This is a genomic window from Desulfobotulus alkaliphilus (assembly GCF_007830435.1).
Taxonomy (GTDB): Bacteria; Desulfobacterota; Desulfobacteria; order Desulfobacterales; family ASO4-4; genus Desulfobotulus; species Desulfobotulus alkaliphilus.
Window position 1 is genome coordinate 82,007 of sequence record NZ_VLLC01000001.1, and the last position, 21,959, is coordinate 103,965.

The 21,959-nt window shown below is 50.2% G+C and carries 19 protein-coding genes; 10 read left to right on the forward strand and 9 right to left on the reverse strand.

The window, feature by feature from the left end; all coding sequences use genetic code 11:
• Nucleotides 1–497 precede the first annotated feature (497 nt).
• The 5 genes from LZ24_RS00350 to LZ24_RS00370 all read left to right on the forward strand — a co-directional run bounded on the left by LZ24_RS00350 (nucleotide 498) and on the right by LZ24_RS00370 (nucleotide 7,219).
• Nucleotides 498–4,238: an SIS domain-containing protein gene (locus LZ24_RS00350; RefSeq protein WP_144681154.1), complete on the forward strand. Its 3,741-nt coding sequence runs from the start codon at nucleotides 498–500 to the stop codon at nucleotides 4,236–4,238.
• 88 nt (nucleotides 4,239–4,326) lie between these two features.
• Entirely contained in the window at nucleotides 4,327–5,157 is an 831-nt protein-coding gene (locus LZ24_RS00355; protein WP_144681156.1) for a transporter substrate-binding domain-containing protein, read from the forward strand.
• Between the two features lie 74 nt (nucleotides 5,158–5,231).
• Complete coding sequence (locus LZ24_RS17465; RefSeq protein ID WP_144681158.1) at nucleotides 5,232–5,555, forward strand: hypothetical protein; 324 nt, start codon at nucleotides 5,232–5,234, stop codon at nucleotides 5,553–5,555.
• A gap of 23 nt (nucleotides 5,556–5,578) precedes the next feature.
• Nucleotides 5,579–6,439, forward strand: a complete 861-nt coding sequence (locus LZ24_RS00365; RefSeq protein WP_144681160.1) for a GGDEF domain-containing protein — start codon at nucleotides 5,579–5,581, stop codon at nucleotides 6,437–6,439.
• A 105-nt stretch (nucleotides 6,440–6,544) separates the two neighbouring features.
• Nucleotides 6,545–7,219: a protein phosphatase CheZ gene (locus tag LZ24_RS00370; protein WP_144681162.1), complete on the forward strand. Its 675-nt coding sequence runs from the start codon at nucleotides 6,545–6,547 to the stop codon at nucleotides 7,217–7,219.
• A gap of 201 nt (nucleotides 7,220–7,420) precedes the next feature.
• On the opposite strand, the gene LZ24_RS00375 is transcribed toward LZ24_RS00370, so the two are convergent.
• From LZ24_RS00375 to LZ24_RS00385, 3 genes are all read right to left on the reverse strand, one after another.
• On the reverse strand, nucleotides 7,421–8,386 hold the full coding sequence (locus LZ24_RS00375; protein WP_144681164.1) for an electron transfer flavoprotein subunit alpha/FixB family protein: 966 nt from the start codon (nucleotides 8,384–8,386) through the stop codon (nucleotides 7,421–7,423).
• Entirely contained in the window at nucleotides 8,383–9,159 is a 777-nt protein-coding gene (locus LZ24_RS00380; RefSeq protein WP_144681166.1) for an electron transfer flavoprotein subunit beta/FixA family protein, read from the reverse strand. Before LZ24_RS00380 ends, LZ24_RS00375 begins: the two co-directional genes overlap by 4 nt.
• Before the next feature lie 66 nt (nucleotides 9,160–9,225).
• Complete coding sequence (locus LZ24_RS00385) at nucleotides 9,226–9,570, reverse strand: flagellar brake domain-containing protein (RefSeq protein WP_186442838.1); 345 nt, start codon at nucleotides 9,568–9,570, stop codon at nucleotides 9,226–9,228.
• A gap of 253 nt (nucleotides 9,571–9,823) precedes the next feature.
• Between LZ24_RS00385 and LZ24_RS00390 the strand changes: the two genes are divergently transcribed.
• The 5 genes from LZ24_RS00390 to LZ24_RS00410 all read left to right on the forward strand — a co-directional run bounded on the left by LZ24_RS00390 (nucleotide 9,824) and on the right by LZ24_RS00410 (nucleotide 14,710).
• Nucleotides 9,824–10,525, forward strand: coding sequence for a histidine phosphatase family protein (locus LZ24_RS00390; RefSeq protein ID WP_144681170.1), 702 nt, complete (start codon nucleotides 9,824–9,826; stop codon nucleotides 10,523–10,525).
• A 25-nt stretch (nucleotides 10,526–10,550) separates the two neighbouring features.
• Complete coding sequence (locus LZ24_RS00395) at nucleotides 10,551–11,744, forward strand: acyl-CoA dehydrogenase family protein (RefSeq protein WP_144681172.1); 1,194 nt, start codon at nucleotides 10,551–10,553, stop codon at nucleotides 11,742–11,744.
• On the forward strand, nucleotides 11,744–12,427 hold the full coding sequence (locus tag LZ24_RS00400) for a TetR/AcrR family transcriptional regulator (protein WP_246118485.1): 684 nt from the start codon (nucleotides 11,744–11,746) through the stop codon (nucleotides 12,425–12,427). Before LZ24_RS00395 ends, LZ24_RS00400 begins: the two co-directional genes overlap by 1 nt.
• A 415-nt stretch (nucleotides 12,428–12,842) precedes the next feature.
• The gene (locus tag LZ24_RS00405) at nucleotides 12,843–13,907 is read left to right on the forward strand and encodes a phosphotransferase family protein (RefSeq protein ID WP_144681174.1); all 1,065 of its coding nucleotides are present in this window, start codon (nucleotides 12,843–12,845) and stop codon (nucleotides 13,905–13,907) included.
• Nucleotides 13,908–13,948: 41 nt separating this feature from the next.
• Nucleotides 13,949–14,710, forward strand: coding sequence for an SDR family oxidoreductase (locus LZ24_RS00410; RefSeq protein WP_144681177.1), 762 nt, complete (start codon nucleotides 13,949–13,951; stop codon nucleotides 14,708–14,710).
• A gap of 63 nt (nucleotides 14,711–14,773) precedes the next feature.
• Here the strand turns inward: LZ24_RS00410 and LZ24_RS00415 are convergent, their stop codons facing one another.
• The 6 genes from LZ24_RS00415 to LZ24_RS00440 all read right to left on the reverse strand — a co-directional run bounded on the left by LZ24_RS00415 (nucleotide 14,774) and on the right by LZ24_RS00440 (nucleotide 21,809).
• Entirely contained in the window at nucleotides 14,774–16,198 is a 1,425-nt protein-coding gene (locus LZ24_RS00415; RefSeq protein ID WP_246118486.1) for a sigma-54-dependent transcriptional regulator, read from the reverse strand.
• Between the two features lie 21 nt (nucleotides 16,199–16,219).
• The gene (locus LZ24_RS00420; protein ID WP_144681182.1) at nucleotides 16,220–17,491 is read right to left on the reverse strand and encodes a dihydroorotase; all 1,272 of its coding nucleotides are present in this window, start codon (nucleotides 17,489–17,491) and stop codon (nucleotides 16,220–16,222) included.
• On the reverse strand, nucleotides 17,475–18,413 hold the full coding sequence (locus LZ24_RS00425) for an aspartate carbamoyltransferase catalytic subunit (RefSeq protein WP_144681184.1): 939 nt from the start codon (nucleotides 18,411–18,413) through the stop codon (nucleotides 17,475–17,477). The genes LZ24_RS00420 and LZ24_RS00425 overlap by 17 nt, the downstream gene beginning before the upstream one ends.
• A gap of 34 nt (nucleotides 18,414–18,447) precedes the next feature.
• A complete protein-coding gene (gene lepB / locus LZ24_RS00430; RefSeq protein ID WP_342779228.1) occupies nucleotides 18,448–19,098 on the reverse strand; it encodes a signal peptidase I in 651 nt (216 codons plus the stop codon).
• 111 nt (nucleotides 19,099–19,209) lie between these two features.
• The gene (locus LZ24_RS00435; RefSeq protein WP_144681186.1) at nucleotides 19,210–20,382 is read right to left on the reverse strand and encodes a homocysteine biosynthesis protein; all 1,173 of its coding nucleotides are present in this window, start codon (nucleotides 20,380–20,382) and stop codon (nucleotides 19,210–19,212) included.
• Between the two features lie 56 nt (nucleotides 20,383–20,438).
• Nucleotides 20,439–21,809, reverse strand: a complete 1,371-nt coding sequence (locus LZ24_RS00440; protein ID WP_144681189.1) for a M23 family metallopeptidase — start codon at nucleotides 21,807–21,809, stop codon at nucleotides 20,439–20,441.
• Between the last annotated feature and the right edge of the window lie 150 nt (nucleotides 21,810–21,959).

The window sequence follows — 21,959 nt, forward strand, 5'->3', positions numbered from 1 at the left end:
CTGCAAAGCTCTGATCCGAAACGATTGCAATGTCACTTTCAAATAGCCTCGGAGCCTTGCAACAGTACGAAGCTGCTGCAATGACTGCATTGGTAGTTCGACATAAATTGTGCTGAATAATTACGGGGCTTTTTGACATCTGTGCTGTTTCTGTGTAATTTTTATTATTTTGTATAACTGACATAATGTTTTCTGATTACCACTGTCTTTCAGCCATATAAGCCTTAGTCATGGAAATTATATGACCATATTTTACGCATGTTAGCGGGCACCCGTAAAGGGTGCCCCTACACAAAACAGGGCCGTAAAAACCATTCGTAGGGGCAGGCCTTGCGCCTGCCCGTATTAAAGCTCGCACCATGGGCCTGACAACAACCGGACCAGCAAGCTGTGGCTGAGTCAGGGTAGTAATCAGATAATGTTTTTACTGCCATTTTCTCATGCTAACAAAAAAACAAATCCCTTACATCTATCACCCTTTCATTAAGGTATAATATATGCTTCTTTCCAGTTTTTTTTCCGGACAGAATCCAGAAAACCGCCCCATCCCACCTTTAAAAAAAATATTCTTCGGACGCAGCCTTTCTTCGGTACCGCAAGGTTCCCTGATATTTTTTCCCTTATCCTCAAACACCCTTGCCTGTGGCCTTGCCGGACTGATGGCCTACAAAAAAAAGGATACGGACCGGTCCTTTAAAAATATCGCATCGGAAATAAACGATACGCTCAAAGAAGTCATCCAGAGCGACATTCGCAGCCTGAAGGCTGAAAACATGGATGCCTCCTTTCTCGGCGGAAAAAAAAATATGGAAAGACTTGCCTCAAAGATCGAAGATCTTCGAAGTGAAGCTGCCATGACCGCCCTTTTTAATGAACATGACATCCTGAAAAACCTATCCGATCTGGCAGATAAGATAGCAGAGCGGATCAGGGATCAGAAAGCCGCCCTTATGGAAAAACAGGCCGTGCTTTCAAGGGAAATGCTGGCGGAACTCACGGATCGCCTCGAAAAAATACAGGATATTCACTGGCATCTTTCCAGGGATTTTCTTAACAACATGGATAAAATCAGACTGCTTGTGGGCAGATACTCCCTGCAGCCATCGGCATCTGCCATTTCCGTTTTTCACAGAACCAATACAATTTTAAACAGCATTGAAATCCTTGAGGTCCGGGGCAGGGATTCTGCCGGGATTTCCATCTTCTTTACCCTGTCCCCCAGCAAGTATAAAACATACCAGAAACTGGTGGAAGAAGAAGGCCTCGCTGATCAGCTTTCAGAACGCAGCAATCCCAGGGTGCTTGTCAACCAGTCCATTGCCGTACAGCATCAGATCCTGAAAAAACAGCACAGCGTCACCCTTGCTTTCACCTATAAAACCGCTGCTGAAATCGGATCTCTGGGAGATAACGGAAATTTTTTGCGGAGCCAGATTAAAAACGATCCCCTCATCCACCTCATCGGCAGTCTTTCCCATCTTCACTTTTCCGTGGCTGCCCATACCCGCTGGGCTTCGGTAGGAGAAATCTCTGTCCCCAACTGTCACCCGGTGGATAACCAGACAGGAGATCCCGGAAGTATTCGCACCGGCATCATACAAGTGGCCCTGAACGGTGACATCGACAATTATCTTGAACTCAAAAAACACTATGAAAACCGCTGGGACTTTATTCCAGATGAAATATCCACGGATACAAAAATCATTCCCCTGCAGACAGAACATTATCTGCGGGAAGGCAACACCATTGAAGAGGCCTTTCGCCTTGCGGTTTCGGACTTTGAGGGTTCCCATGCCATCTGGATGCAGACGGATCTGGCTCCTGGCAAGCTCTTTCTCGCCCAGAAAGGCTCCGGTCAGGCCATCTTTGTGGGAATAGGAAAGGATGGTTACATTGCCGCCTCGGAGGTTTACGGTTTTGTGGAAAGCACTCCCCGGTATATAAAAATTGAAGGGGAAAAAATCGCAGAAGGCATAAACGGCCCTGTTCAGGGGCAGGTTTTTATTCTTGATGAAAACCCGCAGGATCCTGTTCAGGATATTCATGCCTTTTATTACGATGGAACACCCGTAAAAATCAGTGAAGAAGAAATCAGGGAAACGGCCATTACATCAAGGGATATCGACCGCCAGCATTTCCCCCATTACTTCATCAAGGAAATCAGTGAATCCCCCAGATCCGTTGCAAGAACCCTGCAGGGACGCTTTCATCTGGAAGATGCAGAAACCGGGGGCTATACGGTAAGCCTTGAAGAAAACGCCATCCCTCTGCCCCTGCAGAAAGCACTTCAGGAAGGACAGATCCGGAGGATCTTCTTTATCGGACAGGGCACGGCATCCATTGCAGCCCAGACTTCGGCGGACCTGCTGCGCCATTATCTCAATGACCCTGCCATACAGGTTCAGGCCCTCAAGGCCTCGGAACTCAGCGGCTTTTTTCTGGAAGATTCGGACGGGCCGGAAACCATGGCAGATGCCCTTGTGGTGGCCATCAGTCAGTCGGGAACCACCACGGATACCAACCGCAGCGTGGACATGGTCCGCAGCCGTGGTGCCAGAACCATCGGTATCGTCAACCGCAGGGATTCAGATCTCACCTTCAAGGTTGAAGGGGTGCTTTACACAAGCTCCGGCCGGGATATTGAAATGTCCGTGGCTTCCACAAAGGCCTTTTATTCTCAAGTTGTGGCAGGGGCACTGCTGGGCCTCCAGATCGCTCAGATTACGGAAAAAAGACGCCCGGATTTCATCAGCACAGAAATCAGAGAACTCCTTGCTGTACCTGAAAAAATGGAAAAGGTTCTCTCCATCAGGGACAGTATAGGAAAGGGTGCAAAAAAACTCGCCGTTACAAGATCTTACTGGGCAACGGTAGGATCCGGACCCAACAAAAATGCGGCGGATGAAATCCGTATCAAACTCAGTGAACTTTGTTACCGCACCATTTCATCGGACTATGTGGAAGACAAAAAACACATTGATCTTTCCGCAGAACCCCTGATTTTTGTCTGCGCCGCAGGAACAAGGCCTTCGGTCATCGGAGACATCATCAAGGATACGGCCATTTTTCATGCCCACAAGGCCCTGCCCGTTGTGGTGGTATCCGAAGGGGATCACCGTTTTGATCCCTATGCCTCCCAGATCATTGCCGTACCGGATCTGCCCGAACATCTGGCTCCCCTGCTCACCACCCTTGCCGGTCATATATGGGGTTACCATGCAGCCCTTGCCATCCATGAAGGCTCCCGTTTCTTCTATGAAGAGCGTCGTAGCATTCTGGAAACCGTTCAGGGCTATTCCAGGAAGGGTATGGACATCCATGAAATTGTTCTGGAAAAACGCTTTCGTGAAGAAATGGCCCTTTTCGGAGCCCTTTTCAGAAAGAGCCTTTCCGAAGGCCCCCTGCACTCCCTGATGGATGCAAGGGATGCCACGGATCTGCTGCTGCTGACCAAGTACCTCTCAGGCCGTCTTCCTCTCAGCGATATTGAAATGGACTTCGGCCAGGGAGAAAGCATACAGGGCGTTTTAAACCGTTTTTTTGAAAAAATGGGAAAAGCCATCAATCTGCTGGCCCGGCCTGTGGATGCCATTAAGCATCAGGCAAAAACCGTAACCGTAGGCACCAGCCGCATTACGGAAAAGGCAGAAGGTCTGCTCTTTGACGCCCTTGAAAAACATGGTATCCGCATATCCCAGCTCAGCAGCCGTAACATTCTTGTTCTGCGGAATCTTCAGGGAGTGATTTCTGCGGTCAATGGTGCTTTTCTGTACAGGGTGCAGGGCCTGAATCTGCTGGGAGACGTCAACAGCCACACCAGCATCTCCCTGATTCAGAAAACAGGCTCCCTTGCTGAAATGTCATCAAGGACAGAAAAGGATCCCGTTCTGCGGGGCAGCAAGCGTATCATCGTGCAGGAGGGCAATGTTTTTATTGGTCAGGGGAAAAAGGACGGGCGCAGAATTCTGATCATACCGGCTTTTTCAGAAAAGACCCAGGGCCCGAAGCTCCTTGAATACCTTTTATCCTTAGATGTGGATTTCCATGAAAAGGTTCCCCTCTTTGCCCGGATGAAAGCCCTGGGAGGCAAGCTGGACCGCATCAGAAACAATGTCAACGAATACTCCGTACCATGGAAGGATGAATATCTGGATCTCTTTGCAACGGAAGAACTTTTCGGATTCACCGCAGACAGGATAGTGGAAGAGATACTGAAACGACGGGAATTAAAGGGTTAACCATAAAAGAATGGATTTCCAAAGAGGTTTCTGTTAATTTCTTATCAAGCTTTTCCAACCATTTTTTTTAATTGAAAGGATATACCCCATGAAAACTATCTGCCGGAAATTTTTCCTTCCTGCCATGGTGCTTTTTTTTGCCGCACTTCCCCTTGCATGTACGGAAAAAGCCCAGACAACACATGAGTCCGCCATTGACCGTATCGTATCAAACGGTGTCCTCCGTATAGGTATGGATCCCGGTTACATGCCCTTTGAAATGAAGGACAGGCAGGGAGATCTCATCGGTTTTGACGTGGATCTTGCCTATCTGCTGGGAGATGCCATGGGTGTGCGCATTGAGTTTGTTCCTCCTTCAGGTAGCTTTGCCAGTCTGATGGACGACCTTTATGCCAACCGCTTTGACATGATACTCAGTGGCATGACCATCACACCGGAACGCAACCTCAGGGTCATGTTTTCTGATCCCTACATCACCGTTGGTCAGGCTGTCCTTGCCAACATCAAGCACAAGGGAACGGTGCGCCATGCAGAAAACCTGAACAGCACCACCTACCTGATCACCTACCTCGAAGGTACAACGGGGGCTGCCACCGTAAACAATCTCCTGCCACGGGCCAGAAGGGTATCCGTTGCCAGTCAGGAAGAGGGCATTGCCATGGTCCGTGACGGCAGAGCCGATGCCTTTGTCTATGATCTTCCCGCCTTTGCAACGTTGATGGCCAAGGAAGGTAAAGAATCTTTCCTTTTCCTTGATCAGCCCCTGAGCTTTGAACCCCTTGGCATAGGTGTACGTTTTACGGACTTTCAGCTCCACAATCTGCTGAACAACTTTATCCGCCAGATTCAGGCCGATGGCACCTACGATACCCTCTATGACCGCTGGTTCCTGCAGACCGGCTGGTTCCAGAGGCTGTAAGCAAGCGAAGACCTTCACAGCCTGCCGGAATCCGCCCCGGATTCTGGCAGGTTGCAGGCCAGAAAGGTACTGCCATGATCTCTCTTGATTTAAGAAAAAAAACATTTCTTTTCTTATTCTTCCTTATACCCGTACTTTCATTATCTGCCCTTTCCATGGAGCACCAGAATTCAGACCTACCCAAAAAACCTGAAGTCAGGGAAGGTATGTCCCTTGACGAAGTCAGAAACATCATGGGAATGCCACGAAATATCACCCGAACGGAATGGCGTTATCCTGAGATTATTATTCTCATTGAAAACCAGCAGGTTGCCTGCATTATTAAACCATCCTGTTTTGGCCGGTGGACCAATTGTCAGGCATACCGGACCCGGTCGCCGGAATGCCTGATTGAATAATCCTCAAATATGAAAGTTTTTCCATGGATCCTGATCTTCTTGCCTACTTCCATGATATGATCCCCCTTGAAATGTGCATTCTTGATTCAGGGCTCAACCTGATTTACGCCAATGAAGCACTGACAAAAAGCACAGGCATCCATGATTTTTCCGGAAGAAACATGAAAAGTCTGATTCCCGAGACCCGTCTGGGAACCCTTCAGGTTCTTCTGGAAAAATCCAGAAGGGAAAACAGAGAAATCCGTTACAGAGCCGAAGGCCTGATCGGGGGCGAAGACAGGGAGGTAATTATAAAGTATCACCACGAGACCGGGACATTTTACGCCGTCCTTGTCAGAGATTCCTGTCAGCCCATAAAAGAAAACAAGGATGCCCTGACCGGTCTTGCCACAAGGGAAATATTCATGGAAAGGGGTGTACAGCTCATTCACCATGCAAAACGGCAGAAGACATGCGTTGCTCTTGTTTTCATGGATCTCAACGGCTTTAAGCCTGTAAATGATACCTATGGGCACAAGGCCGGAGACATCGTTCTTAAGGTTATCTCCGAACGCCTGCAGTCCACTATCCGCAAAACCGACACCCTGGCACGTTTCGGCGGGGATGAGTTTATCCTTGGGCTGTCGGATCTCAAGGCGGGCATCCATGCCTCCCTTGGCGTAAGAAGACTGATGAAGGCCGTTGCTGAACCCATTGATATCGGGGGGCAGCTGGTTTCTGTTTCCGGAAGCTTTGGCATTTCCGTATATCCCGATGACAACAGTGATCTCAAAACTCTGGTACGATATGCGGATGAAGCCATGTATCAGGCCAAAACCAGAGGACTGGGCTATGCCTTCTTTTCCACCCCGCATAAAACCTCCAGCGGGAAAGAATCCGTTTAGACCAGGTGATTGTTCTTCAGGGAAGACAGCCGGAGTGAAGACCAAAACATACACCCATCCCAAGACTATAGCCAACTGAAAACCCCTTACCCGGAACAGGCAGGTATGGAAGAAGAAATTCTATCGAGACTGGCGGAACGACTCAACATGGATGTTTCCAGAACCATTAAGGAAACACTGGAAAAATCCGTTGCCATTGAAGTTCAAAAAGCCCTTTCCCAAGCCATAAACGATGGTGAATTCTATCAGGGTATTTCTTCGGATATCAAAGAAGGCCTTGAGGATCTGGTAAGGGAAATGCGCAAGTTACGCAGGGAAACGGGAGAAATCTCGGATGAAGAGGCTCCAGGTGAAGCCTTCAACCAGACGGCCATGCAGTTGGAAGACATCCATTCCCGTACAGAGAATGCCACATTCTCCATCATGGATATCGTGGAAAAACAGATGGAAACCCTTGAAAAACAACGGAGCATATGCAAAGAGGGCAAAATATCAGGGGAAGATCTGTCCTGCTTTATGGATGAACTCCAGGACAATTTTTTTGAAATTCTCACTGCTTTAAGTTTTCAGGATCTCATCGGCCAGAAAATGAACAAGGTGATTGTCTTTATCAGAAAAGTGGAAGAAATCATCAATCATCTCTACCTTTCCCACAATCTGATGCTTCAAAACAAAGAAGCCAATCCGGACAAAAATACAAAGGATATCCGTGAAGAGGTCCTGAACAAAATTTCCCAGGAAAACATCGACGCCCTCCTCTCCGAGTACGGGATAGACTGAGAACTGGCCGGAACGTAACTGTTCAGCACAGTTTTCCAGGCACCATAGCTGCAAGACAGATGCACAGGCCCCAGGCTGTTTCCCCGTGACGCAATCCGGAACGATTGCAATGTCACTTGCAAATAGCCACGGAGCCTTACTAAGAGTACGAAGCTGCTGCAACTACAGCATTGGCAGTTCAGAATAAACTGTGCTGAATAATTAGGCTTTTTCTTTATCCATGATTTTGAACAGCACCCCAAGAAAAAGCTCCAGATCCTCCACAATCCCAAGATCCGCATGCTGAAAAAAAGGGGCGGTCTTTTCTCTGTTCACAGCAACAACAAAACCGGACCTGCCCATACCCGCAAGGTGCTGGGAAGCACCGGAAATCCCAAAGGCCACATAAAGATCAGGGGCCACGTCGGCACCGGTTTCACCAATCTGCCGGTCATAGGGCAGCATTCCCCCGTCACAGACAGGACGGCTTCCCGCAAGGATGCTTCCAGGAAGATGTTCACCAAGTCGGCGTATAAGATCCAGCTGCACGGGGCCCTCAACACCTCGGCCGGCCGCCAGCACAATACGGGCTTCCCGCAGCCCTGCAGCAACAGCACCGGGCTCCTCGCCCATAAAAGATATGGATGCGCCCACCTGCGGTGTTTGGAAAACTTCTGTTTTGCCGGGAATATCTTTTTTTTCTGCGGGAGTGAACACACCGGGACTGACGGTGAAAATGGCACTCTTTTTATGGAGCCGTATCCATAGCATCCGTCTGCCGTTCCATACCTGACGCCCCAGAAGTACGCCCTCAGCATCCTTTTCAAGGGCCCGTATGGCCGGAATATAGGCCGCATCCCTCTGAAATGCCAAAGCAGGTGCCACACTGCGCCAGACACCTGCATCGGGCATCAGGATAAAATCAGGCCGCTCTGATCCCCAGAAAGCATGCAGCACCCTTTGCCCATAATCTGCTGAAACATGTTTTTCCTCTGGAAACTGAAAAACCTGCACCCCGACACCAAGGAGGGCAAGCTCCCTGATATGCCGGTCTTCTCCACCAAAGGGCAGGAGAAAACGAATCCTCCTGTCTTCATTCTCTCCGGCAAGGAGCCCTGCCAGACCCAGAAGCTCTGCCCCTTGAGAAAAAAAATCACCCCTTCCCAGAACAATATCAAGCCGCATCATGCGCCCTCCTTTACCGCAAAAGGCTGAAGCCAGCCCCGCTGACGCAGTACATGCACAAAAACCCCTGCCTTTTCTTCGGTATTTCCCTCAAGAAAACATACTTTTCTGCTTGGGGGCGGCACAGTGAGTTTTTCTGCGGAAACCGGGAATGCCAGATCTTTTTCTTCAAAATCCAGAAAGGCAATCTCTGCCTTATCCGCCTTCAACATCAAAGAGAGTTTCGGATAGCGGGGACTGTAAATTCCTGTCTGAACAGTGATCAGAGACCCGGAAGGCAGGACATACCGCAGGCGTTTTCCCCCCTCCCCCTCACAAACAACCAAAAAGCCCTCCCCATGCAGCTCAATGCCCATGGCCATGGTGAGAAAAGGAATATTTGCAGCCGTTGCCAGCATGGGACCCATGGCAGCCTGCATGCCATCTTCTCCCATGGCTCCGCAAAGGACCAGGTCCGGCTTCAGTGCAAGCAACGCCGCATGCAGTGCCCTGGCAGTTTGCTGAAGATAAACCGGGTCCGGTTTGTGTTCCACACGAAAAGCAGCATCTGCTCCCATGCCAAGGGCCCGTCTCAGTACAGGTTCCCAGGAAACCGGACCCGCCGTCAAAACCGTCACCCTCCCCCCGGCGGAATGCTCCCGGAGCTTAAGGGCCGTCTCCACAGCGACACTGTCCCAGTCCCCCATGTGCACGGATTCACTGGCATCGTTTTTTTGAAACGGTCCCAGATCCGGCAGATGATCAGAAATTGCCTTTACACATACAACGATATGCATTTTCTCACTCCCCCGGATTTTTTAAAGGCGTACATAGATCGACCCATGGAAAACCGGAGAACAGATTCAGCTCTCCGACCGTATTTTCCGTCGTATGATTTTATCCGGATATTCAAGGACGACAACACGGATGGGTTTCATGATGGCATCTATGATTTTCACACCGAAAACACAGATATCACTGCCATCCTGGTACTGGGCGATGATACCGTTACCTGCATACAGCTTGGGTTTGGTCGTTGCAAGGGGGGTCGGATGGGTAATGAGAATATACTCATTCTTAACCATGCCCACCAGGCTCGCCTGAATTTTAATTGGAATATCAATACCCTCAATCTTCATCTTAAGCAGGGTACCCGGTGGAATGTTTAATCCCGTTTTTTCCGTACTAAGGGCCTTGTAGGCTGTCATCATCATATCCCTGTCAAAAATTTCATTTCAGAATATATCCGAAGACCTATTTACCCTTACACACCCTCCAAGACAATACCCAAATGACAAAAGAAAAGGATATATCTTTGTGCATAGAATACCAGAAAAGCATCCCTGTCAAATAAAAAAATCGAACGTTCGTTCTTTTTTTCTTGACCACTGCAATCCCAGGGGGTACCATCCTGTTCAACAAGTATTTAACAACTGCCACATCAGGCTCGAAGGAAAAAAAATGGGCATGCTCTATCTTATCCGCCACGGACAGGCCTCCTTTGGAGAAGCATCCTACGACAAACTGTCTCCCACAGGAGCAATACAGGCAGCCCTGCTGGCAGACTACCTCAAAAAGACAGGTTCTGTTTTTGATGAAATCATATCCGGAAATCTCTCCCGCCAGAAAAAAACAGCGCAGATACTCATGCAGGAGATGCCGGACAAGATCCGTACAAGACGGCTCATACAAACACCCGCATTTGATGAATACGATTCCGAAGGCGTTTTCCGGGAAATTCTTCCGGTAATGCTATCGGAAAATGAAGAAGCCACCTCGGATTTTCAAAATATGATTCAGGATAAACGGGCATTTCAGAGGATTTTAAGGGGATTGCTGGACAGGTGGATGAACATGGAAGAGGGCCAGTATCCACTGGAAAGCTGGCACGATTTCAGGGAAAGAGTCCGAAGGGGGATTCTGGATCTGGATCTTCAGGGAAAAAAGAAAATTCTTGTTGTCACATCCGGCGGCGTCATTGCCACCTGTATGCATCTTTTTCTAAAAGTGCCTCCCAAAAAAGCCATGGATCTTTCCTGGCAGTGCATGAACGCCTCCATATCCATATGGATTTCAGGAGAAAAAGATTTCCGTCTCCACGCCTGGAACCATGCTCCCCATCTTGAAATATGCGGCAGGCCTGAGTGGATCACCTACCGTTAATATAAACAACAGCAAAGGAGAAAACATGGATTTTACCGTTTCAGACAAAATGCAGACCATTTTAAAAATGATCAATGAATTTGTGGAAAAGGAGCTTTTCCCTCTGGAAAAGGAATTTGTTAAAAAAGATTTCCATGAGCTGCTGCCCCTTATCCGTGAAAAGCAGAAAATGGTCAGGGAAATGGAACTCTGGGCTCCCATTTATCCACCGGAACTGGGGGGCATGGGATTGTCCATGGTGGACCATGCCATGGTTTCCGAAGCCCTTGGCCGCTCCCCCCTCGGTCACTTTGTTTTCTGGTGTCAGGCACCGGATGCGGGCAATGCGGAAATCCTTCACATGTACGGGACCAAAGAGCAGAAAGAAAGGTGGCTGGCACCTCTGGTAAAGGGAGACATCCGAAGCTGCTTTGGTATGACCGAACCGGATATGCCCGGCTCCAACCCCGTCATGCTGGGTACAAGGGCTGTCAGGGATGGCAGTGATTACATTATCAACGGCCACAAGTGGTACACAACGGCCGCAGACGGTTCCCAGTTCTGCATCGTCATGGCCGTCACCAACCCCGAAGCCCCCACCTATGCCCAGGCCAGTATGATTATCGTTCCCACGGATACCCCCGGCTTCAATCTGGTGCGCAACATTCCCGTCATGGGCCATGAGGGAACGGACTATGCCAGCCACGGAGAAATCCTGCTTCAGAACTGCCGGGTTCCCGCAGAAAACCTTCTCGGGCAGGAAGGACATGGTTTTATCATGGCCCAGGACAGACTGGGACCGGGCCGTATCCACCATTGCATGCGCTGGCTGGGCATCTGCCACAGATCCTTTGATCTCATGTGTCAGAGGGCAAACTTCAGAAAAATTACCAGAGACGACCAGACCCTTGCCTCCCGTCATATTGTGCAGCAGTGGGTGGCAGAATCCGCAGCGGAAATTCAGTCTGCCCGCCTCATGACCCTCCATGCGGCATGGTGCATTGATCAGGTGGGAGCAGCCAAAGCACGGGATGAAATCTCCGCCATCAAATTTTATGTCGCCGGCATCATGCAGAAGGTCATTGACCGTGCCCTGCAGGTTCATGGGGGGCTGGGCATGACCGATGATACCATCCTTGCCTACTTCTTCCGCCATGAACGGGCGGCCCGCATTTATGATGGTGCGGATGAGGTTCATAAAACAGCCATGGCCAGAAGAATTTTAAAACGGTACGCATAATGAACTTTGAAACCTTTAAAAAAAAATATGACACATCCATGGAAAGGATGTGCCGGGAAATTTTCCACAGCAGAAACGATACCATACGGATCAAAAAGGAAGAAACCGCCGTTAAAAATCTCATGGCCATTATGGATGCCGCATTGAATCTTTCCGTAAAAAAAGGCTTTGATGCCATGAGCCTGCGGGATCTTCAGGCGGAATCCGGCCTGAGCATGGGCTGCCTTTACTCCTGTTTTTCAGGCAAGGAGGCTCTGCTCCACATCATGCAGGAGCAGGGACGGAATTTTGTCATGGGGATCATGGCCGAAGCACTCAAAGAGCCTGCCCCTCCTGAAAAAAAACTGGAAATGGCCATTCGCACCCACATTTACCTGAGCGAAACCATGCAGAAATGGTTCTATTTTTCATATATGGAAACCAAAAATATGGGGCGGGACGAAGCAAAAAAAGCCATTGAGAGTGAACTTCTTACGGAATCCGTTTTTACTGAAATTCTGAAAGAAGGAGAAAAGACAGGCATCTTTTCCTTTGAGGATGCCAGCCTGACCGCTGCCATGGTCAAGGCCATGCTCCAGGACTGGTACCTGAAACGCTGGAAATATAAAAAAAGACAGATCCATGTGGATGATTATGCGGACTTTCTCATCCGTTTTATCAGAAAAGCTCTGGTGCAGCCCTGATCAGGTGATCATCTCTTGTCATATAACACAAAGAAAACAATGAACATGTTCAGCACAATTTCTAATTTCCATATCTGTCAGGCAGATGCACAGCCCCCCAAACTATTTGACCGTGACGCAATCTTATTCGGGAGCTTCTTGCCCTGTGCGGAAGCGGCAAAAACTCCCCGCCACAGGCAGGATAAGCTTTTTGGTTACCATAGCAAACTCAAGTACGCTGCCTTTGTGGCGGCTCAGACAGTTTGCCGCTTCTTTCGCACAGGCCTTCAAAGCTCTGATCCGAAACGATTGCAACGTCACTGGCAAATAGTCAGGGGGCCTTGCAACGGTACGAAACTGCTGCAATTACAGCATTGGAGTTTCAAAATAAATTGTGCTGAACTATGACAAAACATCCATTACAGGGAGAATGAATATGTCCATTCAGGATGAAGCCACGCAGGTGCGTTCCGGCGAGGAGCTTGATCTGAAAAAACTTTCCGCTTACCTGAAAGATCAGATTCCCCACCTTTCAGAAAATATGGAAATTCAGCAGTTCCCCAGCGGATTTTCCAACCTGACCTACCTTCTCCGTTCCGGAGACAGGGAAATGGTCCTGCGCCGTCCTCCCTTTGGTAAGAAGGCGAAAACAGCCCATGATATGGGCAGGGAATACAGAATCTTAAAATCCCTGCGACCCGTTTTTCCCTATTGCCCGGAACCCCTTTGTTTTTGTGAGGATCCGGACATTATGGGCTGTGACTTTTATGTGATGCAAAGAATTCCCGGCATCATTTTACGAAAAAAACTTCCCGAAGGTTTCAGCCTCTCGCCATCCCAGGCCTCAAAGCTTTGTGAAAATCTCGTATCCGTGCATGCCAACCTCCATAAGCTTGACATCCGGGATGCAGGGCTTGAAAATTTCGGAAAACCTGAGGGCTATGTAAAAAGACAGGTGGAAGGATGGTCCCGCAGATTCCGTGACGCCCGTACTCCAGACGTACCTGCCTTTGAAGAGATCATGGCATGGCTGAATGAAAAGCAGCCCGGCGATACGGACAGACCCTCCATCATCCATAATGACTTCAAATTTGACAATGTTGTTCTGAATCCCAATGATCCCACGGAGATCATCGGCATTTTGGATTGGGAAATGGCCACACTGGGCGATCCCCTCATGGATCTTGGCGCATCCATGGCCTACTGGATCAACAAAACAGACCCGGACTACCTGCAGCACACCCGGCTGATGCCCACCACCCTTGAGGGCATGATGACACGGGAGGAGGTGGTGGCCGCCTATGCAAAAAAAACTGGCAGAAACATCCAGGATTTTGATTTTTATTATATATTCGGACTTTTCCGTCTGGCTGTGATTGCCCAGCAGATTTACTACCGTTTTTACCATGGCCAGACGAAAGATCAGCGTTTTGCCTTTCTTGTTCATGCCGTTGGTTTTTTTGAAAAAGCATGCAAGGATGTGATGGATAAGAAACACTGAGCCACCCATTTTCTATCACCAATTCCATGGAAGGAGTTTACATGCAGAATCTTTTCTCCCTTGAAAACAAAGTTGCCCTGATTACAGGTGCCAGCCGTGGCATTGGCGCTGCCATTGCCAGTACCCTCGCAGCCCAGGGCGCCCATGTCGTTCTGTCCAGCAGGAAAGCCGAAGCTCTGGAAGAAGTTGCCTTGGAAATAAGGAAAAATGGTGGCAAGGCAACGGTTATGGCCTGCCATATGGGGCAGATTCCGGCTGTGCGGGAACTTGTGGAAAAAATTGACCGGGAGCTGGGACGCCTTGACATTCTTGTGGCCAATGCGGCCACCAATCCTTACTTCGGTGATCTTTTCGGAGTGGATGAAGGGGCCTGGGACAAAATCATGGATGTGAATGTAAAGGGGCCCTTTTTTCTCATTCAGGCTGCGGCAAAAGTCATGGATAAAAACGGAGGCGGTGCCGTTGTGACGGTGGCTTCCGTGAATGGTGTCAGTCCAGCCCTCTTCCAGGGCGCCTACTCCATATCCAAAGCCGCTGTCATTTCCATGACCAAGGCCTTTGCCAAGGAGCTGGCACCCCGGAATATCCGGGTGAACTCCCTGCTCCCCGGACTCACGGACACCAAATTTGCCGGGGCCCTCATCCAAAATGATGATATCAGGGAATACGCCGTCAAACAGATTCCCATGGGCCGCTATGCCCAGCCGGGGGAGATGGCCGGGGCTGTTCTGTATCTGGTCAGTGATGCCTCAAGCTTCACCACGGGCACCACCCTTGTCTGCGATGGCGGTCAGCTGGCCTGAAAAACCGATTTCTTTTCACCTTATCTTCCTTACGGGGATAAGGTGAAAAAAAAAAAATCCTCATCACTCGATATTGTATTTACTTAGGCGGTAGCGGATGGACCGGAAGGTAATTCCCAGAAGATCCGCCGACTTCTGCTTGTTTCCTCTGGTAAGATCCAGAGCTTTTTCCAGATACCTTCTTTCAATGCGCTCAAGGATATCATCCAGCTGAACGCCTGAAGCCACATCCTCCATGGCCTCCGTATCCACAGCAGCGCCATCTTCCCTATGAATTTTACGCCTTTTGTGGAAGGAAAGGGAAAGACTTTCGGGAAGAATAATATTGGTGGATGAAAGGGCCACGGAACGCTCAATGAGATTTTCAAGCTCCCGGACATTCCCCGGAAAATCATAGCGTTGGAGAAGGTCAATGGCGTAGGAGGAAAGTTTGGTAACATCCTTTCCCATCTCCTTTGCATATTTATCAAGAAAGTGCTGGGCCAGCATGCGCAGATCTTCCCTGCGCTCCCGCAAGGGCGGCAAACGGATTTCAATGACGTTCAGGCGGTAGAACAGATCCTCCCGGAATTTACCTACAATCACGGCCTCTTCAAGGCTGCGGTTGGTTGCGGAGATAATTCTGAAATCAACGGGAACTTCCTGGGTGCCACCCACGGGAAGAATTTTACGTTCCTGAAGTGCCCGTAAAAGCTTGACCTGCAGGGCCAGAGGCAGCTCAGAAATCTCATCCAGAAAGACGGTACCACCGTCGGCGGCTTCAAAAAAACCCTTCTGATCTGTGCTGGCACCGGTAAAAGACCCGCGTTTATGGCCAAAAAAAGCACTTTCCATGAGATTTTCCGGTATACTCCCGCAATTGACCACCACAAAGGCCTTGGAAGCCCTTGGCGATGCATCATGGATGGCCCTGGCGATCAGCTCTTTACCCGTGCCCGACTCTCCTGAAATCAATACACTGGTCCGGGTGGCGGCCACCTGGGTGATGCGCTCAAAAATACGCTGCATTTCCGGACTTTCTCCAATAATCCGGCCAAAACGCAGCTTCTTTTCCATGGTATGGGCCATGGCCCTGCGTTCTTCCTCAAGGGTACGCATGGTTAAGGCATTGCGGATGGTGAGAAGCAGTTCCTTGTTGGCAAAGGGCTTGGGCAGGTAATCATAGGCACCGGCATTCATGGCCTGCACGGCCGTTTCCGTGGTGGCATAGGCAGATATAAGAATCACTGGGGCATCGGACTTTTTCGCCTTGGCCGCCCGCAGCACATCCAGCCCCGTCATATCCCCAAGGCGGATATCACTCAAAAGAAGGTCGTATGGGGTTGTATCCAGACATTTCAGGGCAGCCGCACCATTTTCCGCTACGGTGACGTCATAGCCTTCCCTTGTCAGCATCACCTCAAGGAATTCCCGCATGCTGAGTTCATCATCCACCACCAGAATATGTTTGTGCCCATGCTTTTCTTCACCCATAAAAAGATCTCCCATACCGCTTCATTACTTTACCCATCATATTTTATATACCAGCCTTCCGCCCACAATGGTTCCCACGGCCTGTCCCCTAAGCTGCCATCCCCCAAAGGGTGTATTTCTGCTTAAAGAGGCAAAGGATGCAGGGACCACTGTCCAGGAAGCCCTGATGTCCATCAGGGTCAGATCCGCAGGGGCTCCGGGAACCAGATCATTGCCCATGCCAAGGATGCGGGCCGGATTTTTACTCATCAGACGGACAAGATCCCCAAGGGATATCGAACCATCATGCACCAGCTTAAGGGATAATCCAAGGGAAGTTTCAAGGCCTATAATACCATTGGGGGCCTCATCAAAGGGAACTTCCTTTTCCATGGGTGCATGGGGTGCATGATCCGTGGCAATGCAGTCCAGGGTGCCATCCTGCAGACCTTCGATGATGGCTTTCCGGTCCGCTTCACTGCGCAGGGGCGGGTTCATTTTGGCAAGGGTATCATATTCGCCCACAGCCTCTTCCGTAAGGCAGAAGTAATGGGGGGCCGTTTCTGCCGTCACCTGCACGCCCCTTGCCTTGGCCTGCCGGATGGCCCGTACCGATTCCCGGGTGCTGACATGGGCAATGTGGACCCGGCTTCCCGTCAGTTCAGCCAGACCGATCTCCCTTTCCACCATGAGGGATTCGGAAAGATTGGGAATCCCCCCAAGGCCCAGCCGTGTGGCCACAGCGCCCTCATTCATCACACCGCCAGCCACAAGACTCAGATCCTCACAATGGGAGATGATGAAAAGATCAAAGGCCTGCGCATATTCCATGGCCCTGCGCATGGTCTGCCCGTCCACCACGGGCATCCCGTCGTCACTCAGGGCAATGGCACCGGCAGCTTTAAGATCGGCATATTCGTTCAGCTGCTGCCCTCCAAGCCCTCCGGTAATGGCAGCCACGGGGTAGACCCTCGCAAGACCGGCTTTCTCTGCCTGCTGCACAATCCAGGATGTGATTCCTGCATGATCATTCACAGGCCGGGTATTGGGCATGCAGCATACGGCCGTAAATCCGCCCTTCACGGCAGCGCGGCAACCGCTTTCTATGGTTTCCTTGTATTCCTGCCCCGGCTCCCTGAGGTGGACATGCATATCAATCAAACCCGGCGTCACAAAAAGCCCCGCAGCATCCAGCACCTCGTCCGCCTTTTCCATGCATGTACCGGGTTCCGTGACAGCCTCAATCCGGCCATCAAGAATCCAGATATCCCGTAGCCCGTCAATGTGACCCGGATCCAGAACATGGCCGTTTTCAATCTTCATCCGCATTGCGTACACCTCCTGACAAGAGATAAAAAAGGGCCATTCTCAGGGCCACGCCGTTTTCAACCTGATCCAGAATGGCTGAACGGGAGCCGTCTGCCACGGTATCAGAAATTTCCACTCCCCGGTTCATGGGGCCGGGATGGAGCACCACGGCATCGGGATGGGCCATGGATACTCTTTTTTCACTGAGTCCGAATTCTCTGGCATACTCCCTTTCCGTGGAAAAGAGAACGTTATTCATGCGTTCCTTCTGCATACGGAGCATAATGATGACATCGGCTCCCTCCAGCGCCTTGTCCACGGAAAAAAAAGCCTTTACCCCATAACTTTCAATGCCCTTGGGTATCATGGTCGGTGGTCCTGCCACCCGCACCTCGGCCCCCATCTTCACAAGACCTTCCATATTGGAGCGTGCCACGCGGCTGTGGGCAATATCTCCGATAATGGCTACCTTGAGTCCGGCAATCCGGCCTTTTTTTTCACGGATGGTCATCATGTCCAGCAGGGCCTGGGTCGGGTGGGCATGCCTGCCGTCACCGGCATTGATCACCCCGCATTTCAGGTGGCCTGCAATAAAACGGGCCGCCCCGGAAGTGCCATGGCGCATGACCACCACATCGGGCTGCATGGCCTCAAGGGTTTTTACCGTATCCAGAAGACTTTCACCCTTGGCCATGCTGGAACCGCTTTTGGCAAGGGCAATGACATCGGCACTTAAGCGTTTGCCTGCAATATCAAAGGAAGTCTTTGTCCTTGTGCTGGCTTCATGGAAAAAAAGAATCAGGGTTTTGCCCCGCAAGGTCGGAACCTTTTTCACAGGTCTTAAGGAAATCTCCTTCATGCCCTGAGCCGTATCCAGAATATGGGTCATTTCCTCCACAGAAAGGGAGGCAATATCCAGAATGTCTTTTCTGCTGAAATACATACCCCTCCAATGCCCCTGAAAACAGGGACTTATTTCAGGAAATAAAATTCCCCAAGCGATCCCAGCGGGGCCGCATACGCTCTCCATCCCAGGACCAGTAGATCATAAAGGCCCGTCCCTTCAGCTCCCGGATATCCACATAGCCCCAGAATCGGCTGTCGCTGCTGCTGTCCCTGTTGTCCCCCATGGTAAACAGCTTGCCTTCGGGAACCCGCACAGGTCCCATATTATCCCTTGGGCTGAGTTCCCTGCGGTAAATATTTGGATCAATATATCCTGCATAGGATTCATCCCGCACCGCTTCGCCATTTCGGTAAAGCTGTTTGTCCCGTATTTCAATGACATCACCTTCAACGCCCACAACCCGCTTGATAAAATCCTTGCTGCTGTCTTCGGGATAGGCAAAAACAATGACATCGCCATGGCCTGGCATTTTCCCCCCAAGAACGGCCTCGCCGAAAAAAGGAACATTCAGGCCATAGGCCAGCTTGTTGACAAGAATATGATCCCCGATCTGAAGGGTCTCCAGCATGGAGCCCGAAGGGATTTTAAAGGCCTGAACCGCAAAAGTCCGGATCATCAGGGCCAGAACCACGGCAATGACAATGGCTTCCACATTCTCACGCCAGGCAGAAGCCTTTGGTGGCTTCATCTGCATATTTTCTGCGCTTGTCTGAGTTTTCACACAAAGTACCTTCATCAGGGGTCAATAAAAAAAATGGCAGAATTTCAGGGTTCTCTGCGTTTTCCTGCATAAAAAACCCTCTTTATATTACGATAAAGAGGGTAAAAAACGCTAAGAAGGTCCGGGAAGAAGGAACTGGGGCTCTCCCAGAAAAAACTTACCCCTTTCTATCCATTCTTTTAAAATGAAAGCCACCTCTCTGGCCCTGACCATGCTGGAAAGGGGGACGGTGGGAATCACCTTGCCTTCCACCGTAATGCTGCCGCTTTTCAGTTCTTCATAGCTCACCTGTCCATAGCTGCGGGAAACCCCATTGGGATAATCCATGGCATAATCCACCACCTGGGTAAAGATATCCGAATCCTTCACTCCCGTAAACCGGGCCATTTCCTCATTGAGAATGGGAATGGGAATCCCCAGACCTAAAGAAAGGGTACAGCCATACCCCCGCATACTGGCTCCCCGCAGCCATTCGGGCTTCATCTGCTTCATATCTCCCATGACAAAGAGGGTACCCGCAGGCGTTGTGGGAACCCCCTGTTCCGTTCGGGGAGCCTGGGGCTTGTGCTGGGTTCCCCACCAGGTGACATAGCCCACACCGCCACCAAGAAAAATCCGGGTTCCAAGACCGATGGTCCGGTAGCAGGGATCGTTCATCAGGGGGCTTAGGGCACCGGCACTGCAGTAGTTGGCATTTCCCATCCGGGGTTTCAGGGTGCCCATATAGGTATAAATGGTTTTTTTGGTGGTGTTGATGGCGCAGTTATAATTCTGATACCCGTTTCTCGGATTACAGAGAAGGGCCTGGGGCAGATCCGCAAGGGTCAGATCCTTTTCAAAGAAACGGTTGGGATAGCAGGTGGTTCCATATCCTTCGGAGCGCATGTGTACGGTTTTTCCTGCAACAAGATCCTCAATCACATGGCCGCCGCCATAATTGAAATTACCGGGATAAACCTTGTTAAGGGGGTCTTCCTCTGTGGGTTCCGTAGCACCGATGTAACAGTCCACAGCGGCCAGCCCCCCATAGGCGGGCACACCATTAAACCAGGTTTTAGATGCCTTGATGGTGGGCTGGGCATGGCCGAAATTGATAAAAGCACCGGACGAACACATGGGCGCAAAGGTTCCGGTGGTAACCACGTCCACCCTCTGGGCGGCCTTGACAGGCCCGTCATTTTCTACAATATCAATCATTTCCTCTGCGGTGACAACTACGGCCCTGCCTGAGGCAATCCTGTCATTGATCTCGCGGTATGTCTTATTCACCTCAAAAGTTCCCATGTTGATCCTTTCATCATCAGGCTGTTCGCCATCAGACCAAAATTGTATACGGAGCCCTAAATACCGGCCTCAATATCACGAAGTTTTGATAATATATTGTTTTCAACCCAGTTGGCATCCAGCCACTCAATGGGGTTCACAAAGGTATTATGGATGATGACACCAAAATGCAGATGATCTCCACCTGCCATACCCGTAACACCCGTCAGGCCCAGTGTATCTCCGCGTTTCACCCGATCACCCACGGCAACGTCAATCTGGCTCATATGGGCATAGTGGGTAAAAAGACCGCATCCATGGTCCAGAATAACATTTCTGCCGTAAATGCCAACGGTTTCGGTCATCACCACCTTGCCTGAAGCCGCTGCAGGAACGGGTGACTGGGCAATGGAGGCGAGATCAATCCCCATATGAAACTGCCTGTCAATTTCCCTGCCATTATAAAAATAGATTCTTCTGTCTGCAAAGCCCCCCCTGTTGGCAGCCGCAGGCAGGGGAAGAAAATGTCTGTCCCAGAGAATGGCAGATTCTGATTTTTCAGTAGCAGCAAAAATAACCTTCTCATTTTTATCCCTCAAAAGGTTATTCACCTTAAGGAATTTTTCCAGCGGAGAGTCCGGATCTCCTCCCGGAATCTGAAACTCCGGCATTTTCCAGTTGAGAAAACGATCACTGATATTGATTTTATCTTCGGGGAAACGCCTTGCATTTACATGGTGGGGAAAACCGGCCCTTCCTTTGTTACCGGCAAAATCTTCGGCAATAATAAAAATCTCCGAGCCGGAACCAGGCTCATGGTGCAGTCCGAAAAAGGCCAGATAAACATCCTTCTCCGGACCAAAGCCGCCATGGCCGGGAAAAAATTTGCCATCCACCTTGACACCGCTGCGCACCACAGGCTCGGAAAGACGGTAGCCCACAAGCCCGGACCCGCCATGGGCAAGGTAATGACGCCTTGTCACCACACGGATCTCCGGAGGCCTTGTATCCACCCGAACCTCCCTTTCCAGATAAGCCACATTTCCTTTGAAGCCCCCCCTGAGGGAAGCATCCCGCACACGGATTCTTAAGGTTCCCACACCATCGGAGATACCCAGCGCAGAGGGCTTGAAGGGAAGGTCCACACGGACATGGTCCACACCCGTGGCCCCCAGAAGGGAAGTGGCAGGAAAGATTTTCTGTTCCAGCACATGATTTTTGCCATCTTTAAAAAAAGAAACCTGAACTTCCTTAACCCCCCTGCCTTCATCCCTGAAGTCAATTGAAATAACGGCATCTTCCCCAAGACTGTCCGAGGCCAGTCTCAAATCAAGCTCAGGGGAGCGACCTTCAAAACAGGTAATAATCAGCCAGCCTATACCGGCTATAAAAAAAAACAGAAGGGGCAAAACCAGCCAGCCCCTGTTTTTTTTTTCATTTTTTTTCATCTTCCCTTCCCCTTCCTGAAATGAATTTATCAAGCATTATGCCGCTGGCATTCATACCAGCTCACCAATGGGGAATCAAGGGTATTAAGAAGGAAAAACAAAGATGCGCCGGGGATGGGAGAAGGCATCGGCTTGACTTTTGCATATGGG

Coding starts and splice junctions, on each gene's coding strand:
- LZ24_RS00350 (WP_144681154.1), top strand. CDS start 498: ATGCTTCTTTCCAGTTTTTTTTCCGGACAGAATCCAGAAAACCGCCCC.
- LZ24_RS00355 (WP_144681156.1), top strand. CDS start 4,327: ATGAAAACTATCTGCCGGAAATTTTTCCTTCCTGCCATGGTGCTTTTT.
- LZ24_RS17465 (WP_144681158.1), top strand. CDS start 5,232: ATGATCTCTCTTGATTTAAGAAAAAAAACATTTCTTTTCTTATTCTTC.
- LZ24_RS00365 (WP_144681160.1), top strand. CDS start 5,579: ATGGATCCTGATCTTCTTGCCTACTTCCATGATATGATCCCCCTTGAA.
- LZ24_RS00370 (WP_144681162.1), top strand. CDS start 6,545: ATGGAAGAAGAAATTCTATCGAGACTGGCGGAACGACTCAACATGGAT.
- LZ24_RS00375 (WP_144681164.1), bottom strand. CDS start 8,386: ATGATGCGGCTTGATATTGTTCTGGGAAGGGGTGATTTTTTTTCTCAA.
- LZ24_RS00380 (WP_144681166.1), bottom strand. CDS start 9,159: ATGCATATCGTTGTATGTGTAAAGGCAATTTCTGATCATCTGCCGGAT.
- LZ24_RS00385 (WP_186442838.1), bottom strand. CDS start 9,570: ATGACAGCCTACAAGGCCCTTAGTACGGAAAAAACGGGATTAAACATT.
- LZ24_RS00390 (WP_144681170.1), top strand. CDS start 9,824: ATGGGCATGCTCTATCTTATCCGCCACGGACAGGCCTCCTTTGGAGAA.
- LZ24_RS00395 (WP_144681172.1), top strand. CDS start 10,551: ATGGATTTTACCGTTTCAGACAAAATGCAGACCATTTTAAAAATGATC.
- LZ24_RS00400 (WP_246118485.1), top strand. CDS start 11,744: ATGAACTTTGAAACCTTTAAAAAAAAATATGACACATCCATGGAAAGG.
- LZ24_RS00405 (WP_144681174.1), top strand. CDS start 12,843: ATGTCCATTCAGGATGAAGCCACGCAGGTGCGTTCCGGCGAGGAGCTT.
- LZ24_RS00410 (WP_144681177.1), top strand. CDS start 13,949: ATGCAGAATCTTTTCTCCCTTGAAAACAAAGTTGCCCTGATTACAGGT.
- LZ24_RS00415 (WP_246118486.1), bottom strand. CDS start 16,198: ATGGGAGATCTTTTTATGGGTGAAGAAAAGCATGGGCACAAACATATT.
- LZ24_RS00420 (WP_144681182.1), bottom strand. CDS start 17,491: ATGCGGATGAAGATTGAAAACGGCCATGTTCTGGATCCGGGTCACATT.
- LZ24_RS00425 (WP_144681184.1), bottom strand. CDS start 18,413: ATGTATTTCAGCAGAAAAGACATTCTGGATATTGCCTCCCTTTCTGTG.
- LZ24_RS00435 (WP_144681186.1), bottom strand. CDS start 20,382: ATGGGAACTTTTGAGGTGAATAAGACATACCGCGAGATCAATGACAGG.
- LZ24_RS00440 (WP_144681189.1), bottom strand. CDS start 21,809: ATGAAAAAAAATGAAAAAAAAAACAGGGGCTGGCTGGTTTTGCCCCTT.